The organism is Pseudomonas sp. E6002 (assembly GCF_013385565.1).
Taxonomy (GTDB): domain Bacteria; phylum Pseudomonadota; class Gammaproteobacteria; order Pseudomonadales; family Pseudomonadaceae; genus Aquipseudomonas.
Genome location: NZ_JACAPT010000034.1, coordinates 10,703 through 31,401, shown reverse-complemented (window position 1 = coordinate 31,401; position 20,699 = coordinate 10,703). Strand labels below are relative to the sequence as shown.

The 20,699-nt window shown below is 61.3% G+C and carries 21 protein-coding genes; 12 read left to right on the top strand and 9 right to left on the bottom strand.

The genetic code is table 11. The features are described from left to right. Nucleotides 1-43: 43 nt before the first annotated feature. On the bottom strand, nt 44-1,450 hold the full coding sequence (locus HX815_RS26000) for an amino acid permease (RefSeq protein WP_134327224.1): 1,407 nt from the start codon (nt 1,448-1,450) through the stop codon (nt 44-46). Nucleotides 1,451-1,975: 525 nt separating this feature from the next. On the opposite strand from HX815_RS26000, the gene HX815_RS25995 reads away from it, so the two are divergent. After that, nucleotides 1,976-2,113 carry a hypothetical protein gene (locus tag HX815_RS25995; protein WP_003175756.1) on the top strand — a complete coding sequence of 46 codons (138 nt, stop codon included), beginning with the start codon at nt 1,976-1,978 and terminating at the stop codon, nt 2,111-2,113. Between the two features lie 77 nt (nt 2,114-2,190). Then, the gene (locus HX815_RS25990; protein ID WP_177029103.1) at nt 2,191-3,150 is read left to right on the top strand and encodes a leucyl aminopeptidase; all 960 of its coding nucleotides are present in this window, start codon (nt 2,191-2,193) and stop codon (nt 3,148-3,150) included. 209 nt (nt 3,151-3,359) lie between these two features. Here the strand turns inward: HX815_RS25990 and rluB are convergent, their stop codons facing one another. From rluB to HX815_RS25960, 6 genes are all read right to left on the bottom strand, one after another. Further along, nucleotides 3,360-4,607, bottom strand: a complete 1,248-nt coding sequence (rluB, locus tag HX815_RS25985; RefSeq protein WP_177020975.1) for a 23S rRNA pseudouridine(2605) synthase RluB — start codon at nt 4,605-4,607, stop codon at nt 3,360-3,362. Nucleotides 4,608-4,750: 143 nt separating this feature from the next. Beyond that, the gene (locus HX815_RS25980) at nt 4,751-4,942 is read right to left on the bottom strand and encodes a DUF1289 domain-containing protein (protein WP_008433107.1); all 192 of its coding nucleotides are present in this window, start codon (nt 4,940-4,942) and stop codon (nt 4,751-4,753) included. 131 nt (nt 4,943-5,073) lie between these two features. Beyond that, complete coding sequence (gene scpB / locus HX815_RS25975) at nt 5,074-6,033, bottom strand: SMC-Scp complex subunit ScpB (protein WP_008433105.1); 960 nt, start codon at nt 6,031-6,033, stop codon at nt 5,074-5,076. 12 nt (nt 6,034-6,045) lie between these two features. Beyond that, entirely contained in the window at nt 6,046-6,744 is a 699-nt protein-coding gene (locus HX815_RS25970) for a ScpA family protein (RefSeq protein ID WP_173406103.1), read from the bottom strand. Nucleotides 6,745-6,864: 120 nt separating this feature from the next. Next, entirely contained in the window at nt 6,865-7,494 is a 630-nt protein-coding gene (locus tag HX815_RS25965; RefSeq protein WP_003220075.1) for an L-threonylcarbamoyladenylate synthase, read from the bottom strand. 13 nt (nt 7,495-7,507) lie between these two features. Continuing rightward, the gene (locus tag HX815_RS25960) at nt 7,508-8,371 is read right to left on the bottom strand and encodes a PHP domain-containing protein (RefSeq protein ID WP_003220073.1); all 864 of its coding nucleotides are present in this window, start codon (nt 8,369-8,371) and stop codon (nt 7,508-7,510) included. Between the two features lie 87 nt (nt 8,372-8,458). Between HX815_RS25960 and HX815_RS25955 the strand changes: the two genes are divergently transcribed. The 7 genes from HX815_RS25955 to HX815_RS25925 all read left to right on the top strand — a co-directional run bounded on the left by HX815_RS25955 (nt 8,459) and on the right by HX815_RS25925 (nt 14,063). Then, nucleotides 8,459-9,055: a septation protein A gene (locus tag HX815_RS25955; RefSeq protein ID WP_003220071.1), complete on the top strand. Its 597-nt coding sequence runs from the start codon at nt 8,459-8,461 to the stop codon at nt 9,053-9,055. A 1-nt stretch (nt 9,056) separates the two neighbouring features. Next, nucleotides 9,057-9,356, top strand: a complete 300-nt coding sequence (locus HX815_RS25950; RefSeq protein WP_003220069.1) for a YciI family protein — start codon at nt 9,057-9,059, stop codon at nt 9,354-9,356. Nucleotides 9,357-9,462: 106 nt separating this feature from the next. Next, nucleotides 9,463-9,870, top strand: coding sequence for a hypothetical protein (locus tag HX815_RS25945; protein ID WP_003220067.1), 408 nt, complete (start codon nt 9,463-9,465; stop codon nt 9,868-9,870). A 7-nt stretch (nt 9,871-9,877) separates the two neighbouring features. Continuing rightward, complete coding sequence (locus HX815_RS25940) at nt 9,878-10,555, top strand: response regulator transcription factor (protein ID WP_003220065.1); 678 nt, start codon at nt 9,878-9,880, stop codon at nt 10,553-10,555. A gap of 244 nt (nt 10,556-10,799) precedes the next feature. Continuing rightward, entirely contained in the window at nt 10,800-11,264 is a 465-nt protein-coding gene (locus HX815_RS25935) for a Spy/CpxP family protein refolding chaperone (protein WP_177029102.1), read from the top strand. A 65-nt stretch (nt 11,265-11,329) separates the two neighbouring features. Beyond that, nucleotides 11,330-12,673, top strand: a complete 1,344-nt coding sequence (locus HX815_RS25930; protein WP_177020977.1) for a HAMP domain-containing sensor histidine kinase — start codon at nt 11,330-11,332, stop codon at nt 12,671-12,673. A 40-nt stretch (nt 12,674-12,713) separates the two neighbouring features. Beyond that, complete coding sequence (locus tag HX815_RS25925) at nt 12,714-14,063, top strand: CoA transferase (RefSeq protein ID WP_177029101.1); 1,350 nt, start codon at nt 12,714-12,716, stop codon at nt 14,061-14,063. Nucleotides 14,064-14,186: 123 nt separating this feature from the next. Here the strand turns inward: HX815_RS25925 and HX815_RS25920 are convergent, their stop codons facing one another. Continuing rightward, entirely contained in the window at nt 14,187-15,050 is an 864-nt protein-coding gene (locus tag HX815_RS25920) for a DNA-3-methyladenine glycosylase (RefSeq protein ID WP_003220061.1), read from the bottom strand. A gap of 2 nt (nt 15,051-15,052) precedes the next feature. Further along, nucleotides 15,053-16,480 carry an arginine-ornithine antiporter gene (gene arcD / locus HX815_RS25915; protein ID WP_087692651.1) on the bottom strand — a complete coding sequence of 476 codons (1,428 nt, stop codon included), beginning with the start codon at nt 16,478-16,480 and terminating at the stop codon, nt 15,053-15,055. Between the two features lie 413 nt (nt 16,481-16,893). On the opposite strand from arcD (HX815_RS25915), the gene arcD (HX815_RS25910) reads away from it, so the two are divergent. The 3 genes from arcD (HX815_RS25910) to HX815_RS25900 all read left to right on the top strand — a co-directional run bounded on the left by arcD (HX815_RS25910) (nt 16,894) and on the right by HX815_RS25900 (nt 20,682). Then, nucleotides 16,894-18,321: an arginine-ornithine antiporter gene (gene arcD / locus HX815_RS25910; protein WP_003220056.1), complete on the top strand. Its 1,428-nt coding sequence runs from the start codon at nt 16,894-16,896 to the stop codon at nt 18,319-18,321. Nucleotides 18,322-18,345: 24 nt separating this feature from the next. Further along, complete coding sequence (gene arcA, locus HX815_RS25905; RefSeq protein ID WP_003220054.1) at nt 18,346-19,602, top strand: arginine deiminase; 1,257 nt, start codon at nt 18,346-18,348, stop codon at nt 19,600-19,602. Between the two features lie 69 nt (nt 19,603-19,671). Further along, entirely contained in the window at nt 19,672-20,682 is a 1,011-nt protein-coding gene (locus tag HX815_RS25900; protein ID WP_010169901.1) for an ornithine carbamoyltransferase, read from the top strand. Nucleotides 20,683-20,699: the final 17 nt, after the last annotated feature.

Sequence of the window (20,699 nt, the reverse complement as noted above, 5' to 3'; positions counted from 1 at the left end):
GAACCATAAGTCGCCGTTACCGAAGAAACGGATATGTACACCATCAACTCAACACCACCCCCTCCCGAGCCTTGCGCCTGTTCTTGATCCCATAACAAACCCACATAAACACCACCCAAACCGGAATCGCATACACCGACACCTGAATCCCCGGAATCAGCAGCATCACCCCAAGAATAAACACCACAAACGCCAGGCAAACATAATTCCCATACGGATACCAAAGCGCCTTGAACAACGGCACCTGCCCCGTCCGATCCATATGCTGCCTAAACTTGAAATGCGAAAAACTGATCATCGCCCAGTTGATCACCAGGGTCGCCACCACCAGCGACATCAACAACTCCAGCGCATGCTGCGGAATCAGGTAGTTCATCAACACCGCCACCAGCGTAATCGCCGCCGACGCCAGGATCGACCGCACCGGCACCCCACGCTTGTCGATCTTCGCCAATGCGCGAGGCGCGTCACCCTGCTCGGCCATCCCCAACAGCATCCGGCTATTGCAGTAAGTGCCGCTGTTGTAGACCGACAACGCTGCCGTCAGCACCACAAAGTTGAGAATATGCGCCGCGGTATTGCTGCCCAACATCGAAAACACCTGCACAAACGGACTGCCGCTATAGGCGTCCCCGGAGGCATTCAGGGTCTCCAGCAAGCTGTCCCAAGGCGTCAACGACAACAGCACCACCAACGCGCCGATGTAGAAAATCAGGATCCGGTAGATCACCTGGTTGATCGCCTTCGGAATCACCGTGCGTGGCTTGTCCGCCTCAGCCGCAGTAAACCCGAGCATCTCCAGGCCGCCAAACGAGAACATGATGATCGCCATGGCCATCACCAAACCACCCACGCCATGGGGAAAGAACCCGCCGTGCTCCCACAGGTTGGTCACCGAGGCTTGTGGCCCACCGGTGCCACTCACCAACAGGTAACTGCCCAGGGCGATCATCCCGACAATGGCGACCACCTTGATGATCGCAAACCAGAACTCGGCCTCGCCGAAGACCTTGACGTTGGAAAGATTGATCACATTGATCAGCACAAAAAACGCCGCCGCCGACACCCAGGTCGGGATCTCGGGCCACCAGTAGTGCACATACTTGCCGACCGCCGTCAGCTCCGACATGCCCACCAGGATGTACAAAATCCAGCAGTTCCAGCCCGACAGGAAGCCGGCGAAACCGCCCCAATACTTGTGGGCAAAGTGGCTGAAGGAACCGGCCACCGGCTCTTCGACGATCATCTCGCCCAGCTGGCGCATGATCATGAAGGCGATAAAGCCGCAGATGGCATACCCGAGGATCATCGACGGCCCGGCGGATTTCAGCACGCCGGCCGACCCCAGGAACAACCCGGTGCCAATCGCGCCACCGAGGGCGATCAGTTGGATATGGCGATTTTTCAGGCCGCGCTTCAGTTCGCCTGAATGCGAGTTGGCTTCACTCATGGAAAGGGTCTCACGCAAGGTTTGAGGGTGCTCATGGAGGGGTGCTGCTTTGGTAACGGGCTACAGCAGCGCCGATCAAACCCCGGTCCAGCGTTTTTTCTTACGGTCATACGTCACCTGTTGTTTTTATCTGTGACGAAATCGAACCCGACGGGCTTGTGGCCAGGCGGAATGAACAAGGCGGATAGCCCTGAGAGAGTGGGATCACAGTAAAACGCGGCGCATTGTACACCGCCAAACCTGTCTGGGCTGACAGGATGCGGTGCGGCAGATAGGAGGGACATTAGGAAAATTCTTTCAGATAACGAGAAGTTGACGAAAGGACGATTCCTACAAAACGATGCAACCAACTCTCTGTTTCATCGACATAAACCAAATCGCCATCAAAACGGAATAAAAAATCCAAATGGAACCGTGTCAATAAAAATTTTGCAATCCCAAACACTCTCTTCTAGGTTCATCCACTTGCCCAGCGCAGCAAGCTGGCAAGCTCGTTCTCAAACAACGTCATCTAGGAGATTCACCATGCAAGCACTGGAAAATGACCTGGAAACCGAACTGCAACTCGACGATTGGTTTGAAGCGCCGACCCATGAGGCCGCCGTTGAAATGATGCAAGCCGATGCCGTCGTGCCGTTCGGCACCGCGATGTGGCCTTTCTAATCTGATCAGGCACCCCGGCAGGTGCGGGACGCCGCACCTGCCACTGCTCCTACCGAAGGCTTTGAAGGAAGGACGTCATGGACAAGGCCCGCGCCGTCGAACATTTTCTGTATTACCTCGCCCATCACCCGGCCCTCGCCGGCCTGCACCGCCCCACCATTTTGCTTGGCCATACCGAACGCTACGACGCCATCGCCCAGTCGATAATCCAGGGCTGCGCTGCCCGCTTCGACTTCCAGGTACAACGCCTGGACCAAGCCCCCAGCGAAACGCTGGCCAAGGCCATCGAAGGCTGTGACCTGTACATGTTTCTCTACGATTCCTCGACCCTGCCCAACCCACGCGCCGAAGGCCCGGACTTTATCCGTGCCCTGCAAGGCGTGATGGCCGAGCACTGGAAAAAATCCCTGCTGCTCAAGGACTACGGCGACTATTTCTACGACACCTTCAGCGTCGCCCCACAGCGGATTGCCGACCTCAACGCCACGTTGATCCGGCGCATGTCCCAGGCCCGCGTGCTGAGCTTCACCGACCAGCATGGCTCACGCCTTGAAGCGCCCATGAGCAGCATCAAGAAGTGGACCAATATCAACGGCATCGGCAACCACGACCTGGCGCCCGGCGAGATCGCGACCCACAGCGAGGCCATCAACGGCCAGGTGCGGTTCGTCGGCACCTTCCTCAGCACCATTCCCTTTGCGCGCAAATACGGCGTGCTGCAATCACCGCTGGAACTGTGGATCGAGAACTCGACCATCTGCACCGTGGCCAGCGAAGTGCCGGGGCTGGCGGATGACTTCAACAAATACCTGAATGCCAACCCGTCCAATCGCCGGGTGGAAGAACTGGGCATTGGCACCAATGAAGGCGTGAAGGATTTGTATGCGCGCAACGCCGGCTTTGAAGAGCGTCATTGCGGGCTGCACCTGGGATTGGGTGGCGGGCAGAAAGGCAGCCACCACCTGGACCTGATCTTCGCCAGCGGCGTGTTGGCCCTCGACGATAAACCCGTGTTCGATGGGGCTTTCATGTTCTGACACGCCCGCCAAAACAATGGAGATCAACTGCGGGAGCGGGCTTGCTCGCGAATGCGGTGGGTCAGTCACTGGATGTATCAACTGATACACCGCATTCGCGAGCAAGCCGCTCCCACAATGGACCTGCTTTGCTCATAGAGCAGGTTCCAAATCCAGGCCAAAAAAAACGCCAACCCGAGGGTTGGCGTTTTTATGCAGTGCTTAACGAATCACTGCGGCTTCTTGCGACCAAAACCTGGACGCTGGCCGGAACCGGCCGGTGCACCACGACGCTTGCCCGATGGCGCGTCATCGACCAGCTTCAGGCCCGGGCGCTTTTTCGGCGATGGCTTGGCTGGGCGTTTGGTGCTGGCGCTGTCGTCGGCACGGCCCGCAGCCGGAGCACCACGACCAGACTCGCCACGGTTACCGCGACCGCCGGCAGGTGCATCACCACGACCGGCTGGACGCGGTGCGCGCGGCGCACGTTCGCCATCCTGACGGGCCGGTGCCGAAGGACGACGCTCGCCTTCGATGTGCGGCTCGCGGGAGATGCGGCCGCCCGTGGCCGGTGCATCCAGCGCAGGGCGCAGGGTGCGGGCAACACGGTCGGTACGCGCCACCGGACGCGACGATTTACGCTGCATACGCTCAAGCTTGTCTTTGCTCTTGGCGTTCATCTGCGGCATGGCCACCGGCGTCAGGCCGACTTCGGCACTGAGGATGTCGACTTCGTACTGGCTCATTTCGCGCCAGCGGCCCATCGGCAGGTCGGAGTTGAGGAACACCGGGCCGAAACGCACGCGCTTCAGGCGGCTGACCACCAGGCCCTGGGATTCCCACAGGCGACGTACTTCACGGTTACGGCCTTCCATCACCACGCAGTGGTACCAATGGTTGAAGCCTTCGCCGCCCGGCGCCTGCTTGATGTCGGTGAACCTGGCCGGGCCGTCTTCCAGCACGACGCCGGCTTTCAAGCGCTCGATCATTTCGTCATCGACTTCACCACGCACACGTACCGCGTATTCACGGTCCATCTCGTAGGAAGGGTGCATCAGGCGGTTGGCCAGCTCACCGTCGGTGGTGAACATCAGCAAGCCGGTGGTGTTGATGTCGAGACGACCGATGTTGATCCAGCGGCCTTCTTTGGGGCGCGGCATCTTGTCGAATACGGTTGGACGGCCTTCCGGGTCGTCACGGGTGCAGATTTCGCCATCAGGCTTGTTGTACATGATGACGCGGCGCACCGATTCGGCGGCCTCTTCACGCTTGATGACCTTGCCATCAATGGTGATGGCATCGTGCAGGTCGACGCGCTGGCCAAGGGTGGCTTCAACGCCGTTGACCTTGATGCGCTTCTGGGTGATCCAGGCTTCTACGTCGCGGCGCGAGCCTACGCCGATACGGGCGAGGACTTTTTGCAGTTTTTCGCCTGCGGGGCCGATTTCCTGGGTGTCGTTCTGGTCTTGGTCACTCATCTTAAGCACCTCCCGGTGTGTCGATTCAGGCTTGGCCTGAAGATAGTAAAAGCTGGGCTTTTGGCGAACGCATCGCCAAAGGGTCGCGAATCATACGCTCATGGCGCGCGTTGCGCATCAGAGACTAGTCGATAAGTGCGGGCTCATTTGCCTTTCCGCCGACCGGTGGCACCCAGCGCCAGCAGGCGCAGCTCGGCTTCGGCGAGTACCGTGCGCTTGTCGACCTTGTCGAGTTTCTTCCAGGCACGGATCTCGCGCTTGCTGCGCCCGCAGCCCACGCAGATGTCATCGGTGAATTTGCAGACGCTGATGCAGGGGTCTTTGGTGGAGCTCATTCGAATTCTCCTTGCTGGCGACAATCCAAATGTGGGAGCGGGCTTGCTCGCGAATGCGGTGGGTCAGCCAAGCATCCGGCGACTGACACACCGCATTCGCGAGCAAGCCCGCTCCCACATTTTGTTCTGCGTCAGTCTTCGAATTGGCGGCGTTCGTTTTCGATGGCTTCGGCCAGGGCGCGGGCTTCGTCTTCTTCGTCGCTCAGCGGCGGTTGTTCGAGCGCGGCGACGGCGGCCAGCAGTTTGGCACGGGCTTCGGCGACGCCGAGGATGTCCTCCTCGGGTTCAGGCTCGGGCTCATCTTCAACTTCGACTGGCAGCTCAACCTCAACGTTCAGTTGCAACGCAGGCTCCTGCTCACCGTCACTGACCGCACCATCACGCAGCAAGTCATCGAAGTCAGTCTTGATGCCCTGCTCCATGTCATCCAGTTCCAGCAACAATGTGTGGAAACTGGTTTCGTCCTTCGGCTCTTCCGGCTCGGCGCTGGCGTCGGCCAGCTCCTGCAACCCGGCGGGCACCGGTGCGTCGTCGAAATCCAGGACCGGGTCCGGCTCCATCTCCCGCAGCTCGGCCAGCGGCGGCAAGTCGTCGAGGTTTTTCAGGTTGAAGTGGTCGAGGAACACCTTGGTAGTGGCAAACATCGCCGGCTTGCCGGGCACGTCGCGGTAGCCAACGATCCTGATCCACTCCCGCTCCAGCAACGTCTTGACGATATGGCTGTTGACCGCGACGCCGCGCACGTCTTCGATCTCGCCCCGGGTGATCGGCTGGCGATAGGCGATCAGCGCCATGGTTTCCAGCATCGCGCGGGAATAGCGCTGCGGGCGTTCTTCCCACAGGCGGCCGACCCACGGCGAAAACTTCTCGCGAATTTGCAGGCGATACCCGGAAGCCACTTCCCGCAGCTCGAAGGCACGGCCGTCGCAGGACTTGCGCAGAATCTCCAGGGCCTTCTTGAACACCGGCGGCTCAGGGCGCTCGGCTTCTTCAAACAGTTCGAACAGGCGCTCCAGGGATTGCGGCTTGCCCGAGGCCAGGAGAAAGGCTTCCAGCAGCGGAGCCAGTTCGCGGGGTTCAGTCAGATTCATCGATTCAGCTCTTTATTCGGCTCGCGCCCGCACGTGGATAGCCGCAAAAGGCTCATTCTGGACCAGCTCGACCAAGGATTCCTTGACCAGCTCAAGGATTGCCATGAAGGTCACGACTACCCCCAGGCGCCCTTCTTCCTTGGTAAACAGCTCGACAAACGGCACAAACCCGCCGCCCTTGAGGCGATCCAGCACATCACTCATGCGCTCGCGGGTGGACAGTGCCTCGCGGCTGACCTGGTGGCTTTCAAACATATCGCCACGGCGCAGTACTTCGGCCATGGACATCAGCAACTCTTCCAGGCTCACGTCCGGCAGCAGCTTGCGCGCCCGGGCTTCCGGGGCGTCGAGCTTGGGCACCACCACATCGCGGCCGACCCGGCTCAAACCGTCGATGCCTTCGGCCGCGGCCTTGAAGCGCTCGTACTCCTGCAGGCGGCGGATCAGTTCGGCGCGGGGGTCATCCTCTTCCGCCTCGATAGTCTCCGAGCGCGGCAGCAGCATGCGTGACTTGATCTCCGCGAGCATCGCGGCCATCACCAGGTATTCGGCGGCCAGTTCCAGGCGCACGGTCTGCATCAGTTCGACGTAGCCCATGTACTGGCGGGTGATTTCCGCCACCGGGATGTCGAGGATATTGATGTTCTGCTTGCGGATCAGGTACAGCAGCAAGTCCAGCGGACCTTCGAAGGCTTCGAGGAAGACTTCCAGCGCATCCGGCGGGATGTACAGGTCCAGCGGCATTTCCATCACGGCCTGGCCGTAGACCATGGCAAATGGCAGTTCCTGCTGGGCGCCCGCCTGGCTGTCGACGGTTTCCACGGCCGACATTCAGGCCTCGACCATGAACGGTGCCGGGTCGCCACACCCCACACGCACCACTTCCGGCTCGCCGTCGGCCAGGTTGATCACGGTGGAGGCCTTGTTGCCGCCGTAGCCGCCGTCGATGATCAGGTCGACGTGTTTTTCCAGCAGCCGGCGCATTTCATAAGGGTCGTACAACGGCTCTTCTTCCCCCGGCAGGATCAGTGACACACTCATCAGCGGCTCACCGAGTTCGGCCAGCAGCGCCAGGGCGATCGGGTGTTCCGGCACCCGCAGGCCAATGGTGCGCTTCTTCGGGTGCAGCAGCAGGCGCGGCACTTCGCGGGTGGCGTTGAGGATGAAGGTGTAGGGCCCCGGCGTGTGGGCCTTGAGCAGGCGGAAGGTGCCGGTGTCGACCTTGGCGAACAGCCCCAGCTGGGACAGGTCGCTGCAAATCAGTGCGAAGTTGTGGTTCTTGTCCAGGTCACGCAGGCGTCTTACGCGCTCGACCGCATTCTTGTCGCCGATCTGGCAACCGATGGCGTAGGACGAATCCGTGGGGTAGATCACCACGCCACCGGCACGGATGATCTCCACGGCCTGTTTGATCAGGCGCGCCTGCGGGTTTTCCGGATGAATCTGGAAGAATTGACTCACGTGTTCTACCTGTTCAGACGGTGGCAATAATGGGGTCATGTTTGAAGCGACACCAAAGGGGCGGCAAATCTTCCGGAACGGCGCGGTACTCGCCAATCTCGGACCAGCCGCCGGGGCCATGAAAATCACTGCCGGCGCTGACCAGCAGACCAAATTCGCGGGCAAGAATCGCCAGGCTGCCTACCTGCTCGGCGGGTTGATGCCCGTTGACCACTTCGATTGCGTGGCCGCCCGCTCCAATATAGTCGCCAATCAGCTTGCGACGCTTGCTGCGGGTGAAATCGTAATGCCACGGATGCGCCAGGCTGACCCAGGCACCTGCTGCCCGCAGTGTGCCAACGGTGTCTTCCAGGGTTGGCCAGTGTTGCTTGACGTCCCCCAGCTTGCCGGCACCCAGCCATTTGCGGAACGCTTCGGCGCGATCCTTCACAAAACCTTCACGCACCATCCAGTCGGCAAAGTGCGGGCGGGCCGGGGCGTTGCCGCTGTCACCCAGTTCCTGCTGGATGGCGCGGGCGCCTTCCAGGCCGTTGGGCATGCCCTTGAGGGCCAGCTTGCGGCTTATTTCTTCGGACCGCAGCCAGCGGCCATCGTGCAATTTGGCGATGGCCTCCACCAGCGGCGGCGCGTTGACGTCGAAACCGTAGCCCAATACGTGGATGGTTGCGCCGCCCCAGGTGCAGGACAATTCAACCCCGTTGACCAGTTGCATGCCCAACGCATGCGCCGCCTCGCGGGCCTCTGCCAGGCCTTCGAGGGTGTCGTGGTCGGTCAACGACAGGACTCGCACGCCTTTTTCAAACGCACGCGCAACCAGGACCGCGGGCGCCAGGGCGCCGTCGGAGGCTGTGCTATGGCAGTGCAAATCAACATTCACGGGAGTGTGTAACCTCAAGTCAGCTGGCGCTTTCGCTACCAAGGATGTTTGTTATTATGCCGCCACATCCAGCTTCTGGCTCTTACTGTGAAACAATTCATCGACTTCATCCCGCTGTTGCTGTTTTTCATCGTTTACAAAACCGACCCTCGCGTTATCGATCTTGCCGGCCACGAGCTGACCCTCGGCGGCATCTACAGCGCCACGGCGGTGCTGATCATCAGCTCCGTGGTGGTCTACGGCGCGCTCTTCATCTCCCAGCGCAAGCTGGAAAAAAGCCAGTGGCTGACCCTGGTCGCCTGCCTTGTGTTCGGCAGCCTGACCCTGGCCTTCCACAGCGAAACCTTCCTTAAATGGAAAGCCCCGGTGGTCAACTGGCTGTTCGCCCTGGCCTTTATCGGCAGCCACTTCATCGGTGATCGCCTGCTGATCAAGCGGATCATGGGCCACGCGCTGACCTTGCCAGACCCGGTGTGGACCCGCCTGAACATCGCCTGGATCGTGTTTTTCCTGTTCTGCGGCGCCGCCAACCTGTTCGTCGCCTTTACCTTCCAGAGCTACTGGGTGGACTTCAAGGTGTTCGGCAGCCTGGGCATGACCGTGCTGTTCCTGGTCGGCCAGGGTATCTACCTGTCGCGCCACCTGCATGACACCGACCCTACCACGCCGAAAACCGAGGACTGACATGCTCTACGCCATCATTTCCACCGACGTCGCCAACTCCCTGGAAAAACGCCTGTCCGTACGCCCGGCCCACGTCGAGCGCCTGAAACAGCTGCAAGCCGAAGGCCGCCTGGTACTGGCCGGCCCGCATCCTGCGGTAGACAGCAACGACCCGGGAGATGCCGGCTTCACCGGTAGCCTGGTGGTTGTCGAGTTCGCCTCCCTGGCGGCGGCACAAGCCTGGGCCGATGCTGATCCGTATGTAGCGGCCGGCGTGTACGCCCAGGTGCTGGTCAAACCGTTCAAGCAAGTCCTGCCTTGATTCGTTGCGCGCTGAACCAAATGGCTTCAGCGCACTCCTAAACGCTCATTATTCCCGGTAACCTGCCGACAACGTTCTGAATATTCGTGTGGAATCAGGAGTTCCGATGCGCTTACGTCAGTTGTGTCTGTTGGCAGTGTTAATGATCGGGGCTACGGCCCACGCTGAAGAAACCTCGAACACCGGCAGTTCCACGCCCCTGTCCTTGAGTGCCGGCAGCCAGATCACCGATTTGCAGCAACGTTTGAAAGAAAGCGAACGCCAGCGCGATGAGCTGAGCAAGCAATTGCAAAGTGCTGACGCCACGCGGGAAAGTACCCAACTGAGTAAACTGCGCCAGGAGAACCAACGCCTGGTCCAGCAACTCAAAGAAGCACAGGGCAGTGCCTTGCCACGCTGGCTTACCGAGCAACAACAATGGTTCGTGACCGGCGGGGCAGTCGCACTGATCGCCCTGTTATGCGGGATCTTCGCCAGTGGCGGGCACCGGCGCCGTCGACAATGGCTAAATTGAGTGAGTCATGAGCGAGCTGTTACTGATAGATGATGACCAGGAGCTCTGTGAGCTGCTGACCAGTTGGTTGAGCCAGGAAGGTTTCCAGGTGCGCGCCTGCCATGACGGCTTGAGCGCCCGCAAGGCATTGGCCGAAGCCGCCCCGGCGGCCGTGGTGCTCGACGTGATGCTGCCCGACGGCAGCGGCCTGGAGCTGCTCAAGCAATTGCGCAGCGACCACCCGGAACTGCCGGTGCTGATGCTCTCGGCCAGGGGCGAACCCCTGGACCGGATCCTCGGCCTGGAACTGGGCGCCGACGACTACCTGGCCAAACCCTGCGATCCTCGTGAACTGACCGCGCGCCTGCGCGCCGTGCTGCGCCGCAGCCACCCGGCCGCCGTGTCCACTCAGCTGGAGCTGGGCGACCTGTGCTTCAGCCCGGTGCGTGGCGTGGTCACTATCGATGAACAGGAATTTGCCCTGACCGTGTCCGAAAGCCGCCTGCTGGAAGCCTTGCTGCGTCAGCCCGGCGAGCCGCTGGACAAGCAGGAACTGGCGCAAATCGCCCTGGGCCGCAAGCTGACCCTGTATGACCGCAGCCTGGACATGCACGTCAGCAACCTGCGCAAGAAGATCGGCCCGCACCCGGATGGCCGGCCACGGATCGTGGCGCTGCGTAGCCGCGGCTATTACTACAGCCTCTAGCCCGCGTAGCAGCTGTCGAGCCTCGGCGAGGCTGCGACAGCATCTCCTCGGTACAGGTGTCAGACCGCAGCGCCTGCCTCGCAGCCTCGCCAAGGCTCGACAGTTGCTACGGTCGCCAATAGTTTTGTCAGCCCCGCCCAAAATCCTCTTTACCCAAGCTTTACCGTCCCCTGACTGCCGCTGACCTTGATCTCCGTAATCTACTCACATCCGGACTCACCGGAATAGAGACAGGAGAATCACCATGCGCAAGACCCTTATCGCTTTGATGTTCGCTGCTGCCCTGCCAACCGTTGCCATGGCCGCTGCGCCAGAAGGCCCAGGCCCGATGGGCGGTCCTGAAGGCCACATGATGGGTGGCCCAGGTCACGGCGGTGAACACGGCATGCGGGGCAAAGGTGGCCCTTTCAGCCAGCTGGACCTGAGCCCTGAACAGCGCCAGCAGATCGGCAAGTTGATGGGCCAGCAATGGCACGCTCGCAAAGAGTTGGTGCGCAAGTACCTGGACAAACTGCCAGCCGCTGATCAGAAAGCCATGAAAGACGAAATGGCGGCCGCCAAGCAGAAAACCCAGACCGACATCCGTGCCGTGCTGAAACCCGATCAACAGAAGAAATTCGACGAGATCGTGAAGAAACAAGCCGAGCGCCGCGCCGAGTGGAAGGAATTCCAGGCCTGGAAAGCCCAGCATCCGCAAAAAGCGCAATAATGATCTAGCTTCACTCCCAGCCCAGTGGCCACCGCCGCTGGGCTTTTCCTGTTTGAGGATTTCTTGTGCGTTCATTGTTCTGGCGCGTCCTTGCCAGCTTCTGGCTGGCCATCGCCCTGGTTGCCGGGTTGTCGATCCTGCTTGGGCATATGCTCAACCAGGACGCCTGGATTCTCAGCCGCCACCCCGGGCTCAATAACCTCGCGCAGGAATGGACGCAGCTTTACGAGGCCCAGGGCGAGGACGCCGCCCAGGAGCTGCTGCAGCAGCGCAAGCGTCAGTACCACATTGACGTGCAAGTGCTTAACGAAAGCGGCGAGCCTGTGGTGCGCGGCACTTTCCCGCGCCGCGCCGCCGCCCTCGAAGCCCGGCAAAACGACAGCCAGGACCGCCACCTGCCCTGGCGCCGGCTGACCGCCGAGTACACCAGCGAAAAAACCGGCGACACCTACCTGCTGATCTACCGCATTCCCCACCCGGAACTGGACGCCTGGCACCGCAGCAGCCTGCTCTGGCCGTTAAGTGCCCTGGCGATTGCGCTGGTGGTGCTGACCCTGTTCAGCCTGTTGGTGACGTTGTCCATCACCCGCCCCCTCAGCCGCCTGCGCGGCGCAGTGCACGACCTGGGCCAGACCACCTATCAGCAGAACAGCCTGGCGCGGCTGGCCAACCGTCGCGATGAATTCGGCGTACTGGCCACCGACTTCAACCGCATGGGCGCCCGCCTGCAAAGCCTGATCGGCAGCCAGCGCCAGTTGCTGCGGGATGTGTCCCACGAACTGCGCTCGCCCCTGGCCCGCCTGCGGATCGCCCTGGCCCTGGCAGAACGGGCCACGCCCGAAGCGCGGGAAAAACTCTGGCCGCGCCTGACCCGCGAATGCGACCGCCTGGAAGCGCTGATCAGCGAAATCCTGGTACTCGCCCGGGTGGACGCTGATAACGCCAGTGCCGAAGACATCGACCTCAACCCGTTGCTCCGGACCCTGCAAAAAGACGCCTTGCTCGGCGCGCCGGACCAACCCGTGCAACTGGATGCCGAGGCCGGGCTGCACCTCAAGGGCTGGCCGACCATGATCGAACGCGCGGTGGATAACCTGCTGCGCAACGCCCAACGCTTCAACCCGCCCGGGCAACCGATTGAAATGGACGCCAGACGCCAGGGCGAACGCATTGTGATCAGTGTGCGCGACCACGGCCCCGGCGTGGATGCCGAACACCTGAGCCAACTCGGCGAGCCGTTTTACCGCGCCCCGGGGCAAACCGCCCAGGGCCATGGCCTGGGCCTGGCCATTGCGCGGCGCGCCGCAGAGCGCCATGGCGGCAGCCTGATCCTGGCCAATCATCAAGGCGGCGGCTTTATCGCCAGCGTGGATCTACCGCTGGAGCCTGGGGTTGTCATTCAACCCTGATGATCTTCTATGATGGTCCTTCTCATTAGGAGGGCCTTTGATGACTGATCTGCTCACCCCCATCCAGGAAGCACTCGATTTACCCGTCACCCCACTGGCCGTAACCGAAGTCGGCGCCCTGCCCTCGACCTTTGCCGTCACCGAACTGGCCAGCGCCAGCATCGGTGCCGCGGGCCAGGCGGTCGCCCAGTTGCTGTTGCAGCAAACCGGGCGCCTGCCCTCGGTGACCGTGGACCGGCGCCTCGCCTCGTTCTGGTTCTCCTCCTCGCTGCGCCCCGACGGCTGGACCACCCCACCGCTGTGGGACCCGATTGCCGGCGACTACGCCTGCACCGATGGCTGGATTCGCCTGCACACCAATGCACCGCATCACCGTGCCGCCGCCGAGCGCGTACTCGGGCAGGTCGCTGACCGTGAAGCAATGGCCGCGAAGGTTGCGCCATGGACCGCTGCCGAGCTGGAACAGGCGATTGTCGAGGCGAACGGCTGTGCGGCGCAGATGCGCTCATGGCAAGACTGGCAAGTTCATCCACAAGGCTTGGCGGTCAATCAGGAACCGCTGGTCCATCGCCAGACCTTTGCAGCCCTCAGCGACAAACCCTGGCTGGGCTCGGTGGCAAGGCCGCTGGCGGGCATCAAGGTGCTGGACCTGACGCGCGTATTGGCCGGCCCCACCGCCAGCCGTTTTCTGGCTGGCCTCGGCGCCGATGTACTGCGCATCGACTCCCCTGACTGGAACGAACCCGGCGTGGTGCCGGAAATGACCCTGGGCAAACGTTGCGCCCGCCTGGACCTGAAAAACCCCGACGACCGCCTGATCTTCGAAAACCTGCTCAAGGACACCGACATTCTGCTGCACGGCTACCGCGCCGATGCACTGGAACAGTTGGGCTACGGTGAAGCTGCGCTGCAAGCCATCGCGCCTGGCCTGATCGACGCCAGCCTCAACGCCTACGGCTGGAGCGGCCCGTGGCGCAATCGCCGGGGGTTCGACAGCCTGGTGCAGATGAGCACCGGGATTGCCGAGGCTGGCAGGCAGTGGAAAAAGTCGGAAAAACCGGTGCCGCTGCCGTTGCAGGCGCTGGACCACGCCACCGGGTATTTGATGGCGGCCAGTGCGATTCAGGCGTTGAGTGAACGCTTGAAATCCGGCCGCGGCGGTTCGGCACTGTTGTCCCTCGCGCGCACGGCAAAGCTGTTGGTGGACGCAGGACAAGTCCCGGAACAACTACCGCTGCGGGCCGAAGAACCGGGTGATCAAGGCTTGGTGGTGGAGCAAACCGCCTGGGGCCCGGCCCACCGCTTGCTGCCCCCGGTGACCATCAGCGGGACACCGTTGCAGTGGGATTTGCCCGCAGGGGAATTGGGCTCACACCGCCCTCAGTGGTGACCGAAGATCCTGTGGCGAGGGAGCTTGCTCCCGCTGGACTGCGCAGCAGGCCCCTGCTTTTGGGTCAATGGGGCCGCTTCGCGCCCCAGCGGGAGCAAGCTCCCTCGCCACAGGTATGCAGAATCAATCCGCGCGGCTCAGTGATGTCCACAAATGCTGCGCCGCATAGGCTCTAAGCGGTCGCCAGGCCTCAGCCCGCGCCAGCAACTGGCGCGGGCTCACCGGCCCGCCTTCCAGCGCCACCAGCGCATTGATCAAACCGATATCCCCCGAGGCAAACGCATCCTGCTCGCGCATCTGGCGCATGGCGATGTACTGCGCCGTCCAGTCACCAATCCCGGGTAATGCGACCAACCGCGCCACACCTTCCTTCAGGTTCGCCTTCGCCTGGAAGATCTGCGGGTCATCCAGCAACGCCTGGGCCACGCCCGACAAGGTACGCCCGCGACTTTTCGGCATGCCGAGGGTTGCCAAATCTGCGGCTGCCAGCACCTCGGCCGAAGGAAACACATGGGTCACACCGGCATGGGGCGTCACCAGCGGCGTGCCGTACTGCGCCACCAGCTTGCCCGCCAGCTTGATCGCCGCCACCACGCTAATCTGCTGGCCCAACACCGCGCGGATCGCCAGCTCCAAACCATCCCAGGTTCCCGGCACCCGCAAGCCAGGACGCGCCGCCACCAAGCTCGCCATCAAGGGATCATTCGCCAATTGCCGGTTGATCCGTTTCGGGTCAGCCGATAGGTCAAACATGTCCCGTAACCGCCGCTCAATTTCCGGCAACGCTGCCGGGTCGGGGAAGCCCACCGTCACCTCAAGCCAATCACCGGCCCCGGGCGACACACTGAGCCAACCCTGCTGACCGTCGACACTGATACTGCGCGAGTAAACGCCTGCGTCCACCGTCTCCATCCCGCTGATCGCCCGCGCCGACAAAAAGCCCAACATCGCCGCCCAGTCATACGGCGCCTGATACGCCAGCTGCATTCTCACAACGACAATACCCCGCTGTACAACCCATACGCCGCCAGGCTCGCCCCGGCGATCACGCAGGCGAAAATGCCTTTTTCCAGATGGGTAAACAAGGGCTGGCCCTGCTCGCGCTTGGCCAGGGCAAACAGGATCACGCCCGGTGCATACAGCAGCGCCGACAGCAGCAAGTACTTCAGGCCACCGGCGTAGAGCAGCCACACCGCATAGGCCAGGGCGATCAGGCTCACCAGCAGGTCCTTGGTGCGTTCGCCATGGGCGCCTTCGTAGGTTTCACCGCGGCCGCTCAACAGCACCGCATACGCCGCCGACCACAGATAGGGCACCAGGATCATCGACGACGCCAGGTAGATCAGGGTGGTGTAGGTACTTTCCGAAAACAGCGTGATCACCAGGAACAGCTGGATCATTACATTGGTCAGCCACAGCGCATTGACCGGCACCTGATTGACGTTTTCCTTTTTCAGGAACGCCGGCATGGTCTTGTCATGGGCGGTGGCATAGAGAATTTCGGCGCAGAGCAAGGCCCACGACAGCAGCGCGCCCAACAGCGAAACCGCCAGGCCGATGCTGATCAACAGCGCGCCCCACGGGCCAACGATATGTTCCAGCACCCCGGCCAGGGACGGGTTTTGCAGGTTGGCCAGTTCCGGCTGGCTCATGATCCCGAGCGACAGCAGGTTGACCAATACCAGCAGCGCCAACACCCCCAGGAAACCGATGACCGTGGCCCGGCCCACGTCCGAGCGTTTCTCGGCCCGCGCCGAGTAGACACTGGCGCCCTCGATGCCGATAAACACAAACACCGTGACCAGCATCATGTTGCGCACCTGATCCACCACGCCGCCGAAATTCGGATTACTCAGGCCCCAGATATCCCGGGTAAAGATATCGCCCTTGAATGCCACGGCGGCGATCACGATAAACATCACCAACGGCACGATCTTGGCCACGGTGGTGATCTGGTTGATAAACGCCGCCTCCTTGATCCCGCGCATCACCAGGAAATGCACCGCCCACAACAACACCGACGCGCAGCCAATCGCTACCGGGGTATTGCCCTGGCCGAACACCGGAAAAAAGTAGCCGAGGGTACTGAATAGCAACACGAAGTAACCGACGTTGCCCATCCAGGCACTGATCCAGTAGCCCCAGGCCGACGAGAAACCCATGTAGTCGCCAAACCCGGCCTTGGCGTACGCGTATACGCCGGAATCCAGTTCCGGCTTGCGGTTGGCCAGGGTCTGGAACACAAAGGCCAGGGTCAGCATGCCCACGGCGGTAATGCCCCAGCCAATCAACACCGCGCCTACCTCGGCCCGCGCCGCCATGTTCTGCGGCAACGAGAAAATCCCGCCGCCGATCATCGAGCCCACCACCAGGGCGATCAAGGCATTGAGGCGCAGCTTTTCCGAGGATTGGGACATGAATACTCCTGAACAAAACAACCATTGAGCCAACAACTGTGCACTCAACTAATTTATTAAGCCGGCGCAGCGTTTATTAGATATAGCCAATAAAGGCGCCTGCTTCATAACTTAAAGGCATGACAATAAAGAGCGTTAAGGCAAATTTATAATTTAAATAACGCTGCGCTGTAAAAGTTTGCATATCTGCAAATACGGGCTAGCTTCAAAGGTCCACGCTAATGAGAAAACCTGTTGTTTGAAACGCAGAACCGCTCTACGACGAGCCTCTGCGAGGCACTTGAGCGCCCGTACCTTTCATCATAAGTCATTAATTCACAATGGAATGTGCCAATGAAGTGATCTGAGTCAGCTGTTTGATTAGCGCACGGATTTATTCTGTGGTCTCTCTTCTCCTGCATTGGAGTCATGCGATGTCTGAATCTCCCGGAAAACTTCGACTCGGCGCACTGGTTGCACTTGTCGTGGGTTCAATGATTGGTGGCGGGATCTTCTCACTGCCGCAAAACATGGCGGCCAGCGCCGATGTCGGCGCGGTACTGATTGGTTGGGTGATCACCGCCGTGGGCATGTTGACCCTGGCGTTCGTGTTCCAGACCCTGGCCAATCGCAAGCCCGACCTCGACGGCGGGGTCTATGCCTACGCCAAGGCCGGGTTTGGCGACTACATGGGTTTCTCATCCGCCTGGGGTTACTGGATCAGTGCCTGGTTGGGCAACGTCGGCTATTTCGTGCTGCTGTTCAGCACCCTCGGTTACTTCTTCCCCATCTTCGGCGAAGGCAACACCCCGGCGGCGGTGATCGGCGCGTCGGTGCTGCTGTGGGCCGTGCACTTCCTGGTACTGCGCGGGATCAAGGAAGCCGCGTTCATCAACCTGGTGACCACCATCGCCAAGGTGGTGCCACTGGTGCTGTTTGTGTTGATCGCGCTCTTCGCGTTCAAGCTGGACATCTTCACCGCCGACATCTGGGGCGTGAAAAACCCGGACCTGGGCAGCGTGATGAACCAGGTGCGCAACATGATGCTGGTCACCGTCTGGGTGTTCATCGGCATTGAGGGTGCGAGCATCTTCTCGTCCCGCGCCGAAAAACGCTCCGACGTCGGCAAGGCCACGGTGATTGGTTTTATCACCGTGCTGCTGTTCCTGATGCTGGTGAACGTGCTGTCCCTGGGGATCATGACCCAACCGGAATTGGCCAAGCTGCAAAACCCGTCGATGGCCGCCGTGCTGGAGCACGTGGTGGGTCACTGGGGCGCGGTATTGATCAGCGTCGGCTTGATCATTTCCTTGCTGGGGGCGCTGCTGTCGTGGGTGCTGCTGTGTGCGGAGATCATGTTCGCCGCCGCCAAGGACCACACCATGCCGGAGTTCCTGCGTAAGGAAAACGCCAACCACGTGCCGGCCAACGCCCTGTGGCTGACCAACGCCATGGTGCAGATTTTCCTGGTGATCACGCTGTTCTCGGCCAGCACTTACCTGTCGCTGATCTACCTCGCCACCTCGATGATCCTGGTGCCTTACCTGTGGTCGGCGGCCTATGCACTGCTGCTGGCGGTGCGCGGTGAAACCTATGAAAGCGCCCCGGGCGAACGCAGGAAAGACCTGCTGATCGGCGCCATCGCGTTGATCTACGCGGTCTGGCTGCTGTACGCCGGTGGCACCAAGTACCTGTTGCTGTCCGCCCTGCTCTACGCCCCTGGCGTGATCCTGTTCGCCATGGCCAAGCATGAACTGGGCAAACCGATTTTCACCAACGTCGAGAAGCTGATTTTCGCCGCAGTCGTCATAGGCGCCCTCGTGGCGGGCTATGGCCTCTACTCCGGCTTCCTGACCCTGTAATCATTGTTCACTGGAGGATCTGTAATGACCACGGAAAAAGTGAAGTACGGCGTACATTCCGAAGCCGGCAAACTGCGCAAAGTCATGGTGTGCTCCCCAGGTTTGGCCCACCAGCGGCTGACCCCAAACAACTGCGATGAACTGCTGTTCGATGACGTGCTGTGGGTAGCCCAGGCCAAGCGCGACCACTTCGACTTCGTGACCAAGATGCGCGAGCGCGACATCGATGTGCTGGAAATGCACAACCTGCTGACCGACATCGTCGCCATCCCCGAAGCGCTGGACTGGATCCTGGAGCGCAAGATCACCGCCAACCAGGTGGGCCTGGGGCTGGTCAATGAGGTCAGCTCGTGGCTGCGCAGCCTGGAGCCGCGCAAGGTCGCCGAGTACCTGATCGGTGGCGTGTCGGCCGATGACCTGCCGAGCAGTTTCGGTGGCAAGACCATCGAGATGTTCCGCGATTTCCTCGGCCACTCAAGCTTCATCCTGCCGCCGCTGCCCAACACCCAGTTCACCCGCGACACCACCTGCTGGATCTACGGCGGCGTGACGCTGAACCCGATGTACTGGCCGGCGCGACGCCAGGAAACCCTGCTGGCCAGCGCCATCTACAAATTCCACCCCGAGTTCACCAACGCGGACTTCCAGGTGTGGTACGGCGACCCTGACCAGGAACACGGCAACGCCACCCTGGAAGGCGGCGACGTGATGCCGATTGGTAACGGCGTGGTGTTGATCGGCATGGGCGAGCGTTCCTCGCGCCAGGCCATCGGCCAACTCGCCCTGAACCTGTTCAAGCACAAGGCCGTGGAGCGTGTGATCGTCGCCGGCCTGCCAAAATCCCGCGCGGCGATGCACCTCGACACCGTGTTCAGCTTCTGCGACCGCGACCTGGTCACGATCTTCCCGGAAGTGGTCAACCAGATCGTCGCTTTCACCCTGCGCCCGGACGAGACCAAGCCCGGCGGCATCGACATCCAGCGCGAAAAAACCAACTTCCTCGACACCGTCGCCGCCGCCCTGAACCTCAAGGCCCTGCGTGTGGTGGAAACCGGCGGCAACAGCTTCGCCGCCGAGCGCGAGCAGTGGGATGACGGCAACAACGTAGTGGCCGTGGAGCCTGGCGTGGTGATCGGCTACGACCGCAACACCTACACCAACACCTTGCTGCGCAAGGCCGGTGTGGAAGTCATCACCATCAGCGCCGGTGAACTCGGCCGTGGCCGTGGCGGCGGCCACTGCATGACTTGCCCGATCATTCGCGACCCAATCGACTACTGATATTCAAACCCTGGCCGCCGCTCATAAGGCGCCGGCCAGGGGGATAACCTAAACAGAAGGAGATCCACCATGGCTTTTAATATGCGCAACCGCAGCCTGCTGTCGCTGATGCACCACACCACTCGCGAGCTGCACTACCTGCTGGACCTGTCCCGCGACCTCAAGCGCGCCAAATACACCGGCACCGAGCGTCCGCACCTGAAGGGCAAAAACATCGCCCTGATCTTCGAAAAAACCTCGACCCGCACCCGTTGCGCGTTCGAAGTGGCGGCCCATGACCAGGGTGCCCACGTCACCTACATCGACCCGGTGTCGTCGCAGATCGGCCACAAGGAAAGCATGAAGGACACCGCCCGCGTCCTCGGCCGGATGTTCGATGCCATCGAGTACCGTGGCTTTGAACAGGAAATCGTCGAAGAACTGGCCAAGTTCGCCGGGGTGCCGGTGTTCAACGGCCTGACCGCCGAATTCCACCCCACCCAGATGATCGCCGACACCCTGACCATGCGCGAGCACAGCGACAAGCCGCTGCATGACATCAGCTACGCCTACCTGGGCGACGCCCGCTACAACATGGGCAACTCGCTGCTGATGATCGGCGCCAAGCTCGGTATGGACGTGCGCATCGGCGCGCCTAAAGCCCTGTGGCCCCATGCTGACTTCATCAAGCAATGCCAGGAATTCGCCGAGGAAAGCGGCGCGCGCATCACCATCACCGAAGACCCGAAGGAAGCGGTGAAAGGCGTGGACTTCATCCACACCGATATCTGGGTGTCCATGGGCGAACCGGTGGAAGCGTGGGACGAGCGCATCGAGCAACTGCTGCCGTACCAGGTCAACGCCAAGATGATGAAGGCCTCGGGCAATCCCCGCGTGAAATTCATGCACTGCCTGCCGGCGTTCCACAACAGCGAAACCAAGGTCGGCAAGGACATCGCCGCGCGTTATCCGAACCTGGCCAATGGCGTGGAAGTGACCGAAGAAGTGTTTGAGTCCCCGGCCAACATTGCCTTTGAACAGGCGGAAAACCGCATGCACACCATCAAGGCGATCCTGGTGTCGGCGTTGGCGGATATCTAAACCAATACCGCTCCCAC

Bases quoted from the DNA above. Each gene is read 5' to 3' on its own strand.
- arcA (WP_003220054.1), top strand. From the start codon at position 18,346: ATGACCACGGAAAAAGTGAAGTACGGCGTACATTCCGAAGCCGGCAAA.
- HX815_RS25925 (WP_177029101.1), top strand. From the start codon at position 12,714: ATGACTGATCTGCTCACCCCCATCCAGGAAGCACTCGATTTACCCGTC.
- HX815_RS25920 (WP_003220061.1), bottom strand. From the start codon at position 15,050: ATGCAGCTGGCGTATCAGGCGCCGTATGACTGGGCGGCGATGTTGGGC.
- arcD (WP_087692651.1), bottom strand. From the start codon at position 16,480: ATGTCCCAATCCTCGGAAAAGCTGCGCCTCAATGCCTTGATCGCCCTG.
- HX815_RS26000 (WP_134327224.1), bottom strand. From the start codon at position 1,450: ATGAGTGAAGCCAACTCGCATTCAGGCGAACTGAAGCGCGGCCTGAAA.
- arcD (WP_003220056.1), top strand. From the start codon at position 16,894: ATGTCTGAATCTCCCGGAAAACTTCGACTCGGCGCACTGGTTGCACTT.
- HX815_RS25990 (WP_177029103.1), top strand. From the start codon at position 2,191: ATGGACAAGGCCCGCGCCGTCGAACATTTTCTGTATTACCTCGCCCAT.
- HX815_RS25940 (WP_003220065.1), top strand. From the start codon at position 9,878: ATGAGCGAGCTGTTACTGATAGATGATGACCAGGAGCTCTGTGAGCTG.
- HX815_RS25945 (WP_003220067.1), top strand. From the start codon at position 9,463: ATGCGCTTACGTCAGTTGTGTCTGTTGGCAGTGTTAATGATCGGGGCT.
- HX815_RS25980 (WP_008433107.1), bottom strand. From the start codon at position 4,942: ATGAGCTCCACCAAAGACCCCTGCATCAGCGTCTGCAAATTCACCGAT.
- HX815_RS25935 (WP_177029102.1), top strand. From the start codon at position 10,800: ATGCGCAAGACCCTTATCGCTTTGATGTTCGCTGCTGCCCTGCCAACC.
- HX815_RS25995 (WP_003175756.1), top strand. From the start codon at position 1,976: ATGCAAGCACTGGAAAATGACCTGGAAACCGAACTGCAACTCGACGAT.
- HX815_RS25950 (WP_003220069.1), top strand. From the start codon at position 9,057: ATGCTCTACGCCATCATTTCCACCGACGTCGCCAACTCCCTGGAAAAA.
- HX815_RS25900 (WP_010169901.1), top strand. From the start codon at position 19,672: ATGGCTTTTAATATGCGCAACCGCAGCCTGCTGTCGCTGATGCACCAC.
- scpB (WP_008433105.1), bottom strand. From the start codon at position 6,033: ATGAATCTGACTGAACCCCGCGAACTGGCTCCGCTGCTGGAAGCCTTT.
- rluB (WP_177020975.1), bottom strand. From the start codon at position 4,607: ATGAGTGACCAAGACCAGAACGACACCCAGGAAATCGGCCCCGCAGGC.